The following is a 13,164-nucleotide window of genomic DNA, read 5'->3' on the forward strand; positions in this document are numbered from 1 at the left end:
GTAGTTCGAGTTGAAGGCATCGTCCAAGAGTTGAGAAGTTAACGAGACACCTAGAAACGTCCCTTCACGGGTTTCTGTTGCAATCTAGTGAATCTAGTGAAGGGTGAATTTCCCTTGAGTGAACGAAGAATACTTGTTCACTCTATTAACGAAGTGTATTTAATGAGCCTTTCTCATTCCATACACTTTAATCTAGGTGTGAAGATGAATGAGAGAGTACAAGTATAAGTCTTAATAGTGTTTCTCTCTATCGTCGTGGAGAAACGACGGAAACGTGGGGGGTGTAGTTCCCATTTCCTCTTTTCTCCTCCGACCATCTATTTTCAGTTACGTCGGAAACGTGGGGTGGGTGTGGGTGTTTCCTTGTACAGACTCGCTCATCTGAAATGACCGGTCCCTTGTACTTCGACGTCACCGTTTCTCCCTCTCGCCACTGCCAGTAGTAGTAGCGATTGTTGTTGATCTCCTTGATCGTGATTGTCACCTTCGCGGGGACGTTGTCCGGAAGTCATCGGGTTGCCGCTTATTCTCATCCTCCTCGAGGTGAGCCTCACACTCTTTGTATTCAGCGACCTCCTCAGCATAGCGGGCTACGTCCCGAAGACGTTCTGGTGCAGACCCGTTGAGGGTATTGTCTAATTCAGTCGGAAATCCGCCGACAGGGTGGGTGGCTCGTAGGACATCGGCAATTACCTCGTGTCGCTCTTATGTAGAGCTGGGGAATGCCCCCATAGCAAGGCAGTCGATGACGCTTACGAGGGATGCGCCAGCGAGATTCAATGAACGGATGATTCCAAATGTGTGAGCGGCCTGCTCCAAGCCGTGCTTGGACAGGCCGCGGAACTTCCGTAGCCACGGTTTGATGAGTGAAAAGAGGCACTCAACCTGGTTAATATGGACACCGTCAGGCGAGACGTACGTCTCGTCGTGCACAACGATCTGGTGAGTGTACTCCATCTGCCGATACGCTTGGAGACCATCAGTCCAGACCTCTCCCAGCGGCTGGGAGAGGTCTTCAGCCTCCTGTATTACTGGATCAAGGTCTGTTTCGTAACCATTGGTGTTCGGTTAAGCACTGGATCGCCTCGTGAAGGCTTCAGCCACTCGTTCACTAAGTAAGAGGCGTGATTTCTCTGGTTGACGAGCGTCACGAAACAGCAACTCCGGCAGGTTCGGCGGTGGATGTCCGAACGACTGGGCCAACTCTTCGAGGATGAGCTGGGCGAGAGACCTTAAGGTCCTCGCCCAGCGTTCCCGAGGGAACACCGTCTCAGGAAACAGCTCCTGAAATATACCGAGCAAGGCTCTGCTGACCACAAGCGTCAGCAGAGCCGCCACAACCAGCAGTTCCACGATTGCTGGATCGCTTGTCTGGAACTTCTCCAGCCCATACAGCGATTTTAACTCCCGGAATAGCAATTCCACTTCCCACCGCAACCCATACAGCGCCGCAACTTGCCTCGGAGTGAACTCATCGGGCAGGTTCGTAACGTACAGATGGTAGTCGTCGGTGTCCTCGTTGCGGACACCGACGACGCGAAACTCCATCGTGTCGGTTGACTGTTTCCCAGCGTACGGCCGTCGCTTGAACGTGATCTCCACAGTCACGTCTACGATCTCGCGTGTGAGGTCGCCCAGAACGTCCTGGAGGCGACGGTCTGGCAAGGAAATGGCGCGCCCGCGCCATTTCCGCCGCTCCCCGACGATCAACGGGTTCGCGTTTGACTTCAGCCGCGTCAAAAAGAACCCGCCATTTTCCTCGATCAACGCGAACCGGCGGAAACTGTAGAACCCGAGATCGAACAGTAACAACCGGCCTCGCAGCCAGCTCCCTGTGCGGAGCTGGCTGCTCTCTTGGGTGCGTTCGTCGGTGAGCTGGAACTGTTCGAGGCTCTGAGTAGTGGCGTTTTGGACGAGGTGAAGCTTCGCGCCGGACTGATCCGAGTGAGTCGCTGGAAACTCGCTAAGGAGCCGATGCAACCGGAAAACGGTTGCATCGGCGATCAGCACATCACGAAACAACTCGAATTGTGGCGCGATCGTGTGGGGAACCGCGACCTCCTCGAGAGCGTGCTCGAGGAGGTCGCTCAACAGGGCACCAAGTGCTGGTGTGAACTGGTCATAGAAACTGGAGCGAGCAACAGTCTGGTTAGTCGCTGTGGAGTAGGCCCGCTGAAATCCGGCGATCGTGCGGGCTTCGCCGTCGACGGCGAAGCCCATGATGAGCGTCCAGACGAGCATCGTGATGTCGATTGTCCGGTGGCGTTGGACGACATCGCGCTCGCGCGCGATGTCTTCGATACGTTCGGCTGGAAACAGGGAAGTCAGCCGCCGTCGTATGAGGTCCGGGGAGAGGGTCTTGAACACATTCTCTCCCCACGCGGTCTACAACGATAACTTCGTCAATCGAGCGCAGTCTCTCGGTTTCATGTCTTAACCGAACACGGATGGTTTCGTAACTGATGCCAAGCTGGCCGTGAACAACCCGTAGCACGTCGCGGCACGCCGCGACGAGCGTTATCTGGTCGCCGTGTCGTCCACGCCAGCGCGAGCGTCCTGATCGAGACGACCCGCCGCGGTGACGGCTGTCCCGCGGCGGGTCTTGGCCTTTGTATCCTGAACAGACGCTGCTGGATTCATCGATTTGTACCGGTCCGTCGATTTCCTGCTGGAACTGGTTCCAGACGACCGGGAAGCCTCGCTGAACCGCGGCTTCGACCTCTCGAATGGCGTAGTAGACGGTCTTGTACGCTCGATCGAGCAGTGTCGCAATTTTCGAGATACTCAACAGCGTGTCGGCATAGAGGATGAATGCGAGAAGCACCTCTCCAGTGGTGAGGTGCTTCTCGTGAAACGGTGTTCCGTAGGTGCAAACCGGCTTGAACCCGCAGCTTCGGCAGATAACACGATTCGATGACGGCCACGTTTGGATGCTTGGATCACCGCATTCTGGACACGGAGCCTGCTCCCAGAATTTCTTGAGTCGCCGCTCGATTTGATCATCGAGCGGCTTCGTCTGCAGTTCAATCACTCCAAGATCAACGAGCTGTTGCAGCATCTTCCCGAATGCTGGCTGAGACATATTCTCTTGAGATCAGCCATCACAGTGTAACCGTGGGGCATTCCCCAGCTCTACATAAGAGCGAGAGGCGCTGGTTAATTCACCGCCTCTCCGCCAATTGTAACACTACTCGAAATCACAGCGTATTCCGGAGCATCGAACTCGAGATCCTCGCCATCGTCGATGGTAGTGGTACGAGCTCCGGGTTCGCGACAAAACTCGATCACACCGAGACCTACCTCTCTCGTGCCGTCGAAACTTCAGCGAGAATGACCTATCTATACAGAACGCAATGGTCGATGGAAATGGGTCGCGCCCTATGACACCCCGGTCGAGTGAGGCCGGCCCTTGGTGTACTCGAATACCTCGATTTAACGTTTGCGGATGGCCTTTTCTGGCGGAATTTTAAGTTCAGCTTCTCGTTCGAATTCACGCGCTTCGAGGAAAAGCAACGACTTTGTCGTAGTCATCTGGGTCGATGACAAGGTCGATCAAGAACCGCGTCTCGACCTAACTGACCGCGTAGCCTCCAAAGAAGTCGAATCCGATATATGGCGCCTCCAGTTCTTCGAACACGTGGATGGGTACCTTGCTTCGGTCTCCTTGACTCACGCTCAGGCTAGCTCCATCCGGTAGGCTGCGTCAGCGTCGACGTTGTCGTACATGCGGCCAAGCATGTCGAGTGCAGATTCGAAGGTCGTTTAGTACCTGTTTGTGAACGCCACGATCTCCTGAAGCGGGATGACGGATCATCTGTCGACCACCTCGGCCTCGATCTGTGACCGTGGCTTCAGGACGACCTAGATGGTGCCAACTGTAGTTAGGAATTAGAAATAGTTGCCCACTGATGGAGCCGAGAGTTGATCGAGAACAGTGTCAATCGCTGATATAAGTTCGTCAAATAACACAAAGAATCTATTGCTGAAATCCGCTTGTAGTGCTCTATTGAAAACGACAGACGGCAAGGGGATCGGTCCGTAAAGACTTGAGGAACTGAGGTCGAGAAGCCGATTATGGCAGTCGCACTCCTCAACCTCGTTGAGAAGGTACTTCATGCAGCTAAACAAGCGTTAGGGAATTGAGCGGGGCGGCCCGCCTCCGGCGGGCTTCCCCGCGAGGCTCACATTGTCGCTCACTGTATTCCCAAAGAAGGCCATACGTTCACCGAACTCGTCGATCGTCTCGGGCTCAATCCGGACGCGTTGCCCGATCCAACGACGTTCTACCACTTACTCGATCGGAATACGATGTTCGTCTGGCAGGCGTTGCTGCGCGTCGACGCGCAGCAACACCGCCAGTCCGGACACGCCGCTCTGAACAGTACGTTCTTCGAACGCGAGCAACCCTCGTAGTACTACCTCCAGCGGCGAGATCGGACAGTCAAGACGATCAAAGCGTCGACCGTAACCAATACAGAGTCGCTTGCAGTGCTAAACGTCCACTGCTATGTCGAGCAAGAGCACGATACGAAGGCCGGCCCGCGGGTCGTCCGCGTCTCGGCGGACGCCCTGCAGGCAGTCGTCGATAACGGATTTCTGGACTGACACACCGAATACGAGCTGTCTGGGCTGGATCTCGACTATAGTAACCGTTAGAATTTTCTACTCAGGGGTGGTTTCTGAGGGTAGTGGATCATCTCGACGAAATCTCCGTCAAGGAATTGCAAGATGCTCTTGACAACGTGGAGGGAAAGAAGCCGACACAACGGCTCTTAGCGGCAATAGCGTACAAAAACGGCGTTACACAGACTGAACTAGCCGAGTGGTACGACGTTCAGCGACGCACGATCTATAGCTGGCTCAAGCGACTCGACATCGACGAGTCGCTTGAGCAGGCTGTAACTGATGCTCAGCGATCTGGGAGAAAGCGAAAGCTCTCAGAAAAACAGCGACAAGAATTCGAAGAAGCTGTCCACGACTCACCCGAAGAAGTTGGGGTTGACGCGCCGGCGTGGACGCCGGCGCTCGTCCAGCAGTATCTCGACGAGACCTACGATGTCGAGTACTCAATCCCGAGTTGCCGGCGGTTGCTCAAAGAGGCGGGATTGTGCTATCAAAAACCACGCCGCACAGCCGCTGAAGCTGAGGCTGACGAACAAGAAACGTTCCACGAAGAACTCAAAAAAAGCGGCGGGAGATGGACGCCACAATAGTCTGTATCGATCAAACCAAGAAATCCGTGCAAGTTGAGCCGCGTGCCGCGTGGTTTCCGCGCAGCACGCGGCCGGCCGTCGAATTGTCCGGGCAACGCGACTGGACGTGTCTCTTGGGCGCGATCACCGAGGACGGTGATCGATTTTTCTCTCGATTCGAAGAGTACGTGACCGCTGAACATGCGAAACATTTCATTCTCGCGTTATGCAAAGAGTTCGAAGATAACTTAGTCGTCGTGTTGGATGGAGCGCCGTATTTCCAGGCATCGGCCGTCACGGACCTGGCGGCCCGTGACGACCTCGCCTTCGTCACGCTACCAGCGTATTCACCGGAACTCAATCCAGTCGAAGAGTGCTGGAGACAGCTTCAATCAGCTCTTAGCAACCGATTCTTCGACTCACTTTCTGAGCTAACAACAGCGATCGATACCGCTCTTGATCAACTCTCTATTCCCAAAGTGAGTAACTATTTCTAACTCCTACTATAGCTCGTTCATCACCGTAGATCGAATTCCGGTTGAGGTGTGCTGGAGACAACTCCAAGCCACTCTCAGCAACTGGTTCTTTGAGTCACTTACTGAACTTACAACAGCGGTCAACAACACCCTTGACCAACTTTCAGTCCAAAAACGTGTAATTATTTCTAATTTCTACTAGAGAAGCCCGATGGGCGCGGGCGCCCCCTCGTCGAAACCGAAACACGCGAAAAGCGGTTCTAACGCGTTGGCAAATGCTGCGCTCAGATGAATATGCGACCCGATCACTAGCTCGCGCCGCGATAGGTCGTCGAAATTCTCGTGACTCGCTTCTCACGCGATAGCTGAGACGCCGACGTTGATGAGGAGTATTCCGATGCCATGACTCAGAGTGAGCGTCTCGTCCAAGAATACCACTCCGAAAGTGGTAGCGAACAGCGCGTTCGTAGCCGTGATCGGCTCCGTGCGTCTTGCTCCGATCTTGATGATGTTCGTATACTTAAGCAGACGACTGATCACCGTTCCGGAGGTGCCTGTGGCGGTGAAAGATGCCACCGACGTGGATGTGAGCCCGTAATCCGGGAAGTAGAGAATAACGATCGACGGAAACAGAACGAGTAGATTAACGGATATCACGATGAGCGCAGCGTCGGCTGGATCTCCGTCACGCGTACTGAGTCGGAGAAACAGACTCTGAGTCACGAGCGAGAACGCCGCACCGATTGAGAGAACGGCGGCGAGGTGCGTCACTACACTCATTATTTTGCACGTATTTCTTTACGCTATCATTCCACTGTTCTGTTCCGGTGGCACAGTCAAAGTACTGCTCACGTTCTCGCCTAGGTAGACGTACGCGAATCGGAGGCGAACTGGATGAACGTGAAACGGTATCGACCCTGGTTGTTCTCTGATAGAGAATATGTGGCCGAGTAGCTCAGAAGAAATTACAACTGTACCACTGTAATTGTAGATCCGGCTGTGATAGCTTTCTATACGCGCGTAGTATCAGAAGTGGATTTATTACATCAGTCCAGATGTAATCCAGAGGGCGTCTAAAGGGGAACGTTGCGGAAGAACTAGTTCTTGATTTGGTACGGCCGGGTGCACGTGTCATGTTCGCTTTAAGAGAACAACAGCTGACAAATTTTGCGTGCTAGAGTGTGGACTGAAGATTGATTACACGGGAGATCGTTGCTGTTTGAATGCTACCTGTAACTGGACATCATTCGCGCTCTCGCGGAGAAGATCTGGAATTTCCTCCCTGTAGAGGTCGCCCCGTAATCTGTGAGCCGGCCCGTAGATGGAAAGCGCACCAACCGTTCGACCGGATGTCTCCTCGAGCGGTACGCCGACAGCGCGTAATCCGTTGATGTCCTCTTGATCATTGAATGCGACACCCTGTTTCCGTATTCGTTCCAGGTCATCTTCCAGCACTTCGCGATCCGTTATCGTGTTTGGAGTGTATCGAGGGAGTCCCCGTCGGTCGAGGATTTCGTCGACGGTCGGTTTTGGGAGGTTGGCGAGGATAGCTTTTCCGCCCGCTGTCACATGAAGGTCGACTTGATTCCCGACGGTCGTCGGTCGAGTGATGTTCTCGCCTTTCCGTCGGAAAACGAATACCCCTTTTCCGTGGTCCTCGGCGATAAGGGACGCGACCTCGCCCGTCTTCTGTGCGAGTTCTTTGACTTTCGGCTTGGCCTCCTGAAACACCGGATTCCTGTTTCGGACGTATTCGCCGACGTTTAGGAACCGCAATCCGAGTCGATACTCATCACCTTGCTTTACGACGAACTCGTGTTTTTCAAGCGTCACGAGGTGGGCGTGAACTGAACTCTTCGTGATATCGAGGTGTTCGCTTAGTTCTGCTATTCGAGCCCCGTTGAGTTCTTTCAGAGCTTCCATGATCGCGATCGATCGTTCTGTCGCCCCGACGGTCTTTTGCTTCGTGTCACCTTCCACCATGCCCTATGCTACCTCGTTTTCCTATATAAAGTTCACTGATGGAGAAGGCATCCCCAGGAATAAATTATACCAGTAGCGTAATTTGATTTCTGAACTTATTTCATAGGATAAATTTACCGATGAGCGAAGCGTGTCCGTAGAAGTAAAAAGTTCTCCACAAGAGAACGTGCCTGGCCCTGTGAAACTCGGGCGTGTGGTTCGGCGCTGTGGTCGTCGTTATCGTATTGCGACAGAACTCCTTTAACCTTCGCCAGTAATAAGCCATATATGGCAATCCGAGACGCTGTTGAGACGAACCTGGAAATAAAATCGTATTCGTCGGAGCCGGTCGATGTGGAAATCAGGCGTTCGATCCTCGACGCTGCGCGGCTTGCGCCGAGCGGTAAAAACCGTCAGCACTGGCGGTTTATCCTCGTTGACGGTGACAATCTCGTCGAACTTGCCGAGCGATCACCGACCGGCGCTTGGGTAGCGAACGCCGATTTCGCCGTTGCGGTGGTAACTGATCCGTCACTCTCGCATGCTGAACTCGATGCTGGACGAGCGATCACCTACATGCAGTTTGCGGCCTGGGAACACGGGGTCGGCTCAAGAATCTACACGACCGATCAACAGGCGGTCCGAAACCACCTTTCGATCCCTGATGACTACGCGCTCTCTGCGGTGGTCGGATTCGGCTACCCCGATCGGGAAATCGTCGGTCGAAAGGATCGAAAACCGCTCGACGAGATCGCATACACCGATGCGTTCGGGCAACGGCTTTCGTTCGAGGAATCCGCCGAATGACTGGCCACACCGTTCGGCGCTCGGCGACGAATAGTCATCGCACGCATACCACGCATAATGAACGCCCGACTCAAAACAGTACGCCATGCTCGGCCGAGTCGTAACCGGAAAAGGGAGGGCGTCAGATTTCGTTCCGGCGATCGAGGACGTAATCGCAGGGATAGCGGGATTCAAACCATATCCCGGGACGCTGAACCTTCGGGATGTCTCGCTATCGGAGGAACTCCCCGTCAATCACATCGACGATCCCAGCGCGGCCAAGGGGAACTGTGACGGGGTCCGGATTCGCCGCTGTGCGATCGGTGGCGTCCGCGCAGCGGTCCTCACTCCGCTCGTGGATGATTATCCAGCGGAAAAAACGGAAGTTGTCGCGCCCGTGCATCTCCGATCCTTCTTCGACCTCCGAGACGGCAATCCGATCGAATTGACGCGACCGTCCGAATTGTGGCGGCCGGTGAGTCCGCCGGTTGTCCCTCCGGAACTGGAGCAGTTCGATGCAGTCGTATTCGATCTCGACGGGACGCTCGTAGATCTCGCCGTTGACTGGCAACTCGTTCGGAGTGACCTTCGAGACCTGTTCGTCGAGGACCCGTTCGCTAGCGACGTCGATGTTCCACTCGGAATGTACGCTCGCGAACGAGGTCGATACGACGAGTTCCTCTCACTTCTCGAATCGCATGAAATAGCCGGTGCGAGGGATGCGACAGCCCGTCCGCTGTTGTCCCTTCTCGACGAACTCGACTGTCCCGTCGGAATCTGTACGAAGAACGCAGAACGTGCGGCGACAATCGCGCTTGGTCAGTTCGATACCCTCAAATCGGTCGACGCGATCGTCGCCCGAGAAACAACCATCGAACAGAAGCCGGATCCAGCACCGTTGTCAGCGTGTCTGGACCGACTCGGGGCCGATGCCGGTCGTGCGGTTTTCGTCGGGGACGAGCGAGACGACTGCGACGCAGCGCGTCGGGCCGGCACAAACTTCGTCCACCCGGAACAACTGTCTCACTGACCCTCAGCGGGTTGGAAGGCTCCACGACTGGTAGACCAGTTCCTCAATGACGTCTTCGGGAACGGTGAGAGGGACCTCGCCGTGAACGTCGTCCGGGTCTCTCTCGCGATCGGAAATCGTTTCGATCGCCCGCTCGATGCGGTCGAATTCGCTTACGACGATATCCGATACCAGGTCGGGGAGGCCTGCTCGGTCCGCGAGTTCGCGGGCGGCGTTTCGGCCGACGTATACGCGATCCGCTTCGATATCGACGAGGATAACGGCGTACGGGACATCGTCGAACTGTGCGGTGAGGACGGACTGGGCGATCGAAGCATCCCACGAGACCGCCCCGAGTCCATCCACGCGTCGGAGTGCTTTCGTCGCCGCAGAACAGTACGGACAGTCAGCATCAAAGATGATCACCGAATCGTATATGTCCGGTCGCTCGTACCGTATCATGGTTTCTGACGCAGTCGATCACTGCTCATCGAGTTCGCCGGGTTCCCGACCCGGATCGTGGACGCCCGGTGCCGCGATCGCGAGCACCACTCCTCGCTCGTCTCCGAGATATCGGTGACCGTGACCGATGCCAGGCCCCGCAGCGTAGATCGCTTCGGGTGCGACGGTTACGGTCTCCGGGTCGCCGGGGCCGCCGAGGGTGATCTCGAACTCCCCGTCGAGAACATAGTATAGCTCTTCTTGCTCGGCGTGAGCGTGAGGCTGGATTTCCTCACCTGGGTCGAAATACCACAACTTCGCTCTAATCTCGTTCGTTCCCAACTCTCCGTCGAGATTTCGGATATCGTGTTCGGCCGGCATGTCCGTTTCGGACAGGTCCATCACCGGTATATCGGCTATCTGTTTCACTTCGTATTCCATATGCGGTCGGATCATGGAGGGATGACACAATAAAACTACACCTCGGGACGACCCGCGGCGCGTCGTCGATCGCCACGATCGAATTCGAGTGGACCCTCGATTCGTCGCTCCAGTCGTACTGCTGCGTATCGACTGACGGCTCGTCGTTCGCACGACAAAGTTATTGATGGCAACGTGAAATTGGAGGTATGGCAGATAATCACAGCGATATGTTGTGGCGGGACGCAGCCGTAGAGAGAGTGCTCCAAAGACGCTCCGCGACGCTGTCGGAGCGCGATACGCGAACGGTATCGCTCGATCAGATCGGCGAAGAGACGCTCGCGAAGACGATAGTCGCCGACCGAGACGTCCCTGAACACGACCACGCAACGATGGACGGGTTCGCGTTCGACGCGACCGACGAGTACCCGCTCTCGATCGCGGGGAACGAAGTGTTCCCGGAAGACGAACCGCCATCGATTGAGTCCGGAGAGGCGGTTCGCATCGCGACCGGCGCGCCGCTTCCCGACGAGGCGAATGCTGTACTCAAACGCGAGGAAGCGACGATCAAAGACAGAAACCTTTGGGGCGAGCCGCTCGACCCTGGCACGTACACGTACGAACGCGGAAGTAATCTGTCGGTGGGTGAAACGCTATTCGAGCGCGGAGAGCGACTCTCGCCAAAGGATTCTATACTCCTTGGCGATCTCGGTCGCGAGTTGGTCACCGTTTACGAGCGGTTCTCGACGGCCGTGCTAGCGACTGGAACGGAAATTCACGAGGGTCGAACCCCGGACCTCGATTCTCGGATGCTCGCAGGTCTGGTCCGGTCGTGGGGACACGACGCGACGTACGAGGGTACCGTGCCCGACGAATACGATCGCGTCGAGTCGGTCATCGACGCTCTTGCCGAAGAATACGACGTCGTCCTCACGACGGGCGGAACGAGCGTCGGACACAAGGACTACGTCATTCGTGCACTCGACGAGCTGGGCGAGGTGGAGTTTCACCGTGTTCGAATCAGGCCCGGAAAACCGATCGCGATGGCCAGACTTCCCGATCACGACGCCGTCACGTTCGCCATTCCCGGCAAGCCAATCGGAGCTCACACGATATCGACGTTCGTCATGCGCCCGTTCTTCACCGGCGAACGTTCGATCCCATCCGTCAAGGCGACGGTTGAACGCGACGTCGATCTCGGTCCCGACGGATTCGAGTACGTCGTTCCCGTCACGCTCGAGGACGACGCGAACGGTCGCCGGGCGATGCCGCTCGGTCACGCCGATTCGGCGTTATCCGTGTACGATGAGCAGTTCGATCCCAGCGTCCTTTCGTCCAGCACGCGAACGAGTCGCGCTGACGGTGTCGTCGTCACGCGGAAACCGCTCGAGTCGGGGGAAACCGTTTCCGTCGTCCCGTACACCGCCCTCGAATGAGTGGGTCGTCGATTCCCGTCGTCGAACCGGCCGCAATCAACGGCCGCAGAACAAGCGCCACCGTTCACGGAGTACTGCTGGCCGCTGAGATGAGCAGCCGATTCGGCGATGCGAACAAGCTCCTGGCGACGATCGAGCGAGAGCCGATCGTCCGCCGTGCGGCGCGATCTCTCGTTCGATCGAAGCTGGACGACGTGATCGTCGTACTCGGTCACGAGGTTGACCGCATTCGGGAGGCGACCACGGACCTCGATGTGTCCGTCGTCGTCGACGAATCGTACGATCGAGGGCAGAGTACCTCGGTACATGCGGGAGTCCGGGCCGCTCGCGAACGAGATGCCGACGCCACCCTCATTGCGCTGGGAGACATGCCGGACATGATGACCGACAGCATCGACGCCACCGTCGAAGCCTACGAGCGCGACGGGGGCAACGTGATCGCCGCTGCTTGCGACGGCCGCCGAGGAAAACCTGTCCTGTTCGATTCACAGTACTTCGATTGGCTTACCGACGTGTCCGGCGACGTCGGCGGCCGTCAGATATTGCTAACGGCGAACGACGCGATTCACCTTGAGACGGGCGACCCGGGCGTACTCCGCGATATCGACCGACCGGAAGACCTACCCGAGTGATCAAACAGACAGTTGTACCTAGTATTTTTCTCGCATGTACGCGTATATCGTGGTATGGTCGACCGAGATACCGATATCGCGTATCGCCCTATCGGAACGGTGCAATCGCCCTTCGAAACTCCCGAGGAAGTGCCGAAGAATCCCGACATCACCACCGACGCCGAGGGAATCGTGGTCATAGATTCCGAGTACGAGGACGGATTGACCCACCTCGAAGGGTTCTCCCATATTGGAGCGTGTCATACAATGGTTCCCAACAAGCAGTATTCACCGTCTTGCTGTCGAGCAACACCCATGACTGCCAAATCTCATAGGGTCACACGCGAATTGGAGGCTGTATAATCGCGAGGGAAAGGGTATGAGACGTATTCTATGACACGCTGATATTGTGCTCCTCACGCACCTCGATAGAGTCGAAGACTCCACGCTACGCTGCGATCCGCCGTTCGCCGAGGGCGTACGCCCTGGTATCTTCGCTACTCGAGGGCCGTGCCGACCGAATCCGATCGGACTCACTATAGCCCGATGACACCGCGTCGAGGGCACTCGACTTCGCGTTTCGAATCTCGATCTCGTCGATCGAACGCCGGTTCTCGACGTAAAGCCGTTTGCCCCGAAAACCGAGGAAATAACGGAAATAAACGCTGGCTGGCTCGATGAACATACTAGCGATGAGTCACAGTGATACGTAATTTCCGACAAGTCGCCGAGACTGTGACAGTTGGAGTGACAAATGTGTGTCGCAGTTGAACCGGATGACAATTCCACGTTTTACTTCTGGGAACTGGACGAGGAATGACTAGGTGCCAC

General features: G+C 56.0%; 10 protein-coding genes and 7 pseudogenes. 7 read left to right on the plus strand and 10 right to left on the minus strand.

The features are described from left to right. Positions 1–376: 376 nt before the first annotated feature. The 6 genes and pseudogenes from NJU76_RS25510 to NJU76_RS25530 form a co-directional block, all read right to left on the minus strand. A pseudogene (locus NJU76_RS25510) lies at positions 377–683 on the minus strand (hypothetical protein); the annotation flags it as partial. 22 nt (positions 684–705) lie between these two features. Further along, a pseudogene (locus NJU76_RS25515) lies at positions 706–1,053 on the minus strand (transposase); the annotation flags it as partial. 15 nt (positions 1,054–1,068) lie between these two features. Further along, positions 1,069–2,367, minus strand: a complete 1,299-nt coding sequence (locus NJU76_RS25520; protein WP_254533210.1) for an IS4 family transposase — start codon at positions 2,365–2,367, stop codon at positions 1,069–1,071. Positions 2,368–2,449: 82 nt separating this feature from the next. Beyond that, positions 2,450–3,082: pseudogene (locus tag NJU76_RS25525) on the minus strand (transposase); the annotation flags it as partial. Between the two features lie 593 nt (positions 3,083–3,675). Then, a pseudogene (locus tag NJU76_RS26810) lies at positions 3,676–3,861 on the minus strand (RNA polymerase subunit sigma-70); the annotation flags it as partial. A 27-nt stretch (positions 3,862–3,888) separates the two neighbouring features. Next, a pseudogene (locus NJU76_RS25530) lies at positions 3,889–4,005 on the minus strand (IS630 family transposase); the annotation flags it as partial. 683 nt (positions 4,006–4,688) lie between these two features. On the opposite strand from NJU76_RS25530, the gene NJU76_RS25535 reads away from it, so the two are divergent. Together NJU76_RS25535 and NJU76_RS25540 are read left to right on the plus strand one after the other, a co-directional pair. Continuing rightward, positions 4,689–5,689, plus strand: a protein-coding gene (locus NJU76_RS25535) for an IS630 family transposase (RefSeq protein ID WP_254533211.1) whose coding sequence is annotated in 2 segments (ribosomal slippage) — positions 4,689–5,181 and positions 5,181–5,689 — 1,002 coding nt in all. Because the reading frame shifts where the segments join, the coding sequence is not laid out codon by codon here. Positions 5,690–5,726: 37 nt separating this feature from the next. Then, positions 5,727–5,870 (plus strand): annotated as a pseudogene (locus NJU76_RS25540) (IS630 family transposase); the annotation flags it as partial. Positions 5,871–6,022: 152 nt separating this feature from the next. Here the strand turns inward: NJU76_RS25540 and NJU76_RS25545 are convergent. Continuing rightward, positions 6,023–6,448, minus strand: a complete 426-nt coding sequence (locus NJU76_RS25545) for an EamA family transporter (RefSeq protein ID WP_254533212.1) — start codon at positions 6,446–6,448, stop codon at positions 6,023–6,025. Positions 6,449–6,865: 417 nt separating this feature from the next. Next, positions 6,866–7,651 carry an IclR family transcriptional regulator gene (locus NJU76_RS25550; RefSeq protein WP_254533213.1) on the minus strand — a complete coding sequence of 262 codons (786 nt, stop codon included), beginning with the start codon at positions 7,649–7,651 and terminating at the stop codon, positions 6,866–6,868. Positions 7,652–7,918: 267 nt separating this feature from the next. On the opposite strand from NJU76_RS25550, the gene NJU76_RS25555 reads away from it, so the two are divergent. Then, positions 7,919–8,437, plus strand: coding sequence for a nitroreductase family protein (locus NJU76_RS25555; RefSeq protein WP_254533214.1), 519 nt, complete (start codon positions 7,919–7,921; stop codon positions 8,435–8,437). Between the two features lie 85 nt (positions 8,438–8,522). Next, positions 8,523–9,446, plus strand: coding sequence for an HAD-IA family hydrolase (locus NJU76_RS25560; RefSeq protein WP_254533215.1), 924 nt, complete (start codon positions 8,523–8,525; stop codon positions 9,444–9,446). A gap of 3 nt (positions 9,447–9,449) precedes the next feature. On the opposite strand, the gene NJU76_RS25565 is transcribed toward NJU76_RS25560, so the two are convergent. Together NJU76_RS25565 and NJU76_RS25570 are read right to left on the minus strand one after the other, a co-directional pair. Continuing rightward, positions 9,450–9,887 carry a DCC1-like thiol-disulfide oxidoreductase family protein gene (locus NJU76_RS25565; protein WP_254533216.1) on the minus strand — a complete coding sequence of 146 codons (438 nt, stop codon included), beginning with the start codon at positions 9,885–9,887 and terminating at the stop codon, positions 9,450–9,452. Positions 9,888–9,905: 18 nt separating this feature from the next. After that, the gene (locus NJU76_RS25570; RefSeq protein WP_254533217.1) at positions 9,906–10,307 is read right to left on the minus strand and encodes a cupin domain-containing protein; all 402 of its coding nucleotides are present in this window, start codon (positions 10,305–10,307) and stop codon (positions 9,906–9,908) included. 188 nt (positions 10,308–10,495) lie between these two features. Here NJU76_RS25570 and NJU76_RS25575 point away from each other — a divergent pair, with 188 nt between their 5' ends. From NJU76_RS25575 to NJU76_RS27285, 3 genes and pseudogenes are all read left to right on the plus strand, one after another. Then, the gene (locus NJU76_RS25575; RefSeq protein ID WP_254533218.1) at positions 10,496–11,722 is read left to right on the plus strand and encodes a molybdopterin molybdotransferase MoeA; all 1,227 of its coding nucleotides are present in this window, start codon (positions 10,496–10,498) and stop codon (positions 11,720–11,722) included. Next, positions 11,719–12,354, plus strand: coding sequence for a nucleotidyltransferase family protein (locus tag NJU76_RS25580; RefSeq protein ID WP_254533219.1), 636 nt, complete (start codon positions 11,719–11,721; stop codon positions 12,352–12,354). Before NJU76_RS25575 ends, NJU76_RS25580 begins: the two co-directional genes overlap by 4 nt. Before the next feature lie 388 nt (positions 12,355–12,742). After that, positions 12,743–13,039 (plus strand): annotated as a pseudogene (locus tag NJU76_RS27285) (TrmO family methyltransferase domain-containing protein). The last annotated feature ends 125 nt before the right edge of the window (positions 13,040–13,164 follow it).

Source organism: Natrinema gelatinilyticum, from assembly GCF_024266705.1.
GTDB classification, from domain to species: Archaea; Halobacteriota; Halobacteria; order Halobacteriales; family Natrialbaceae; genus Natrinema; species Natrinema gelatinilyticum.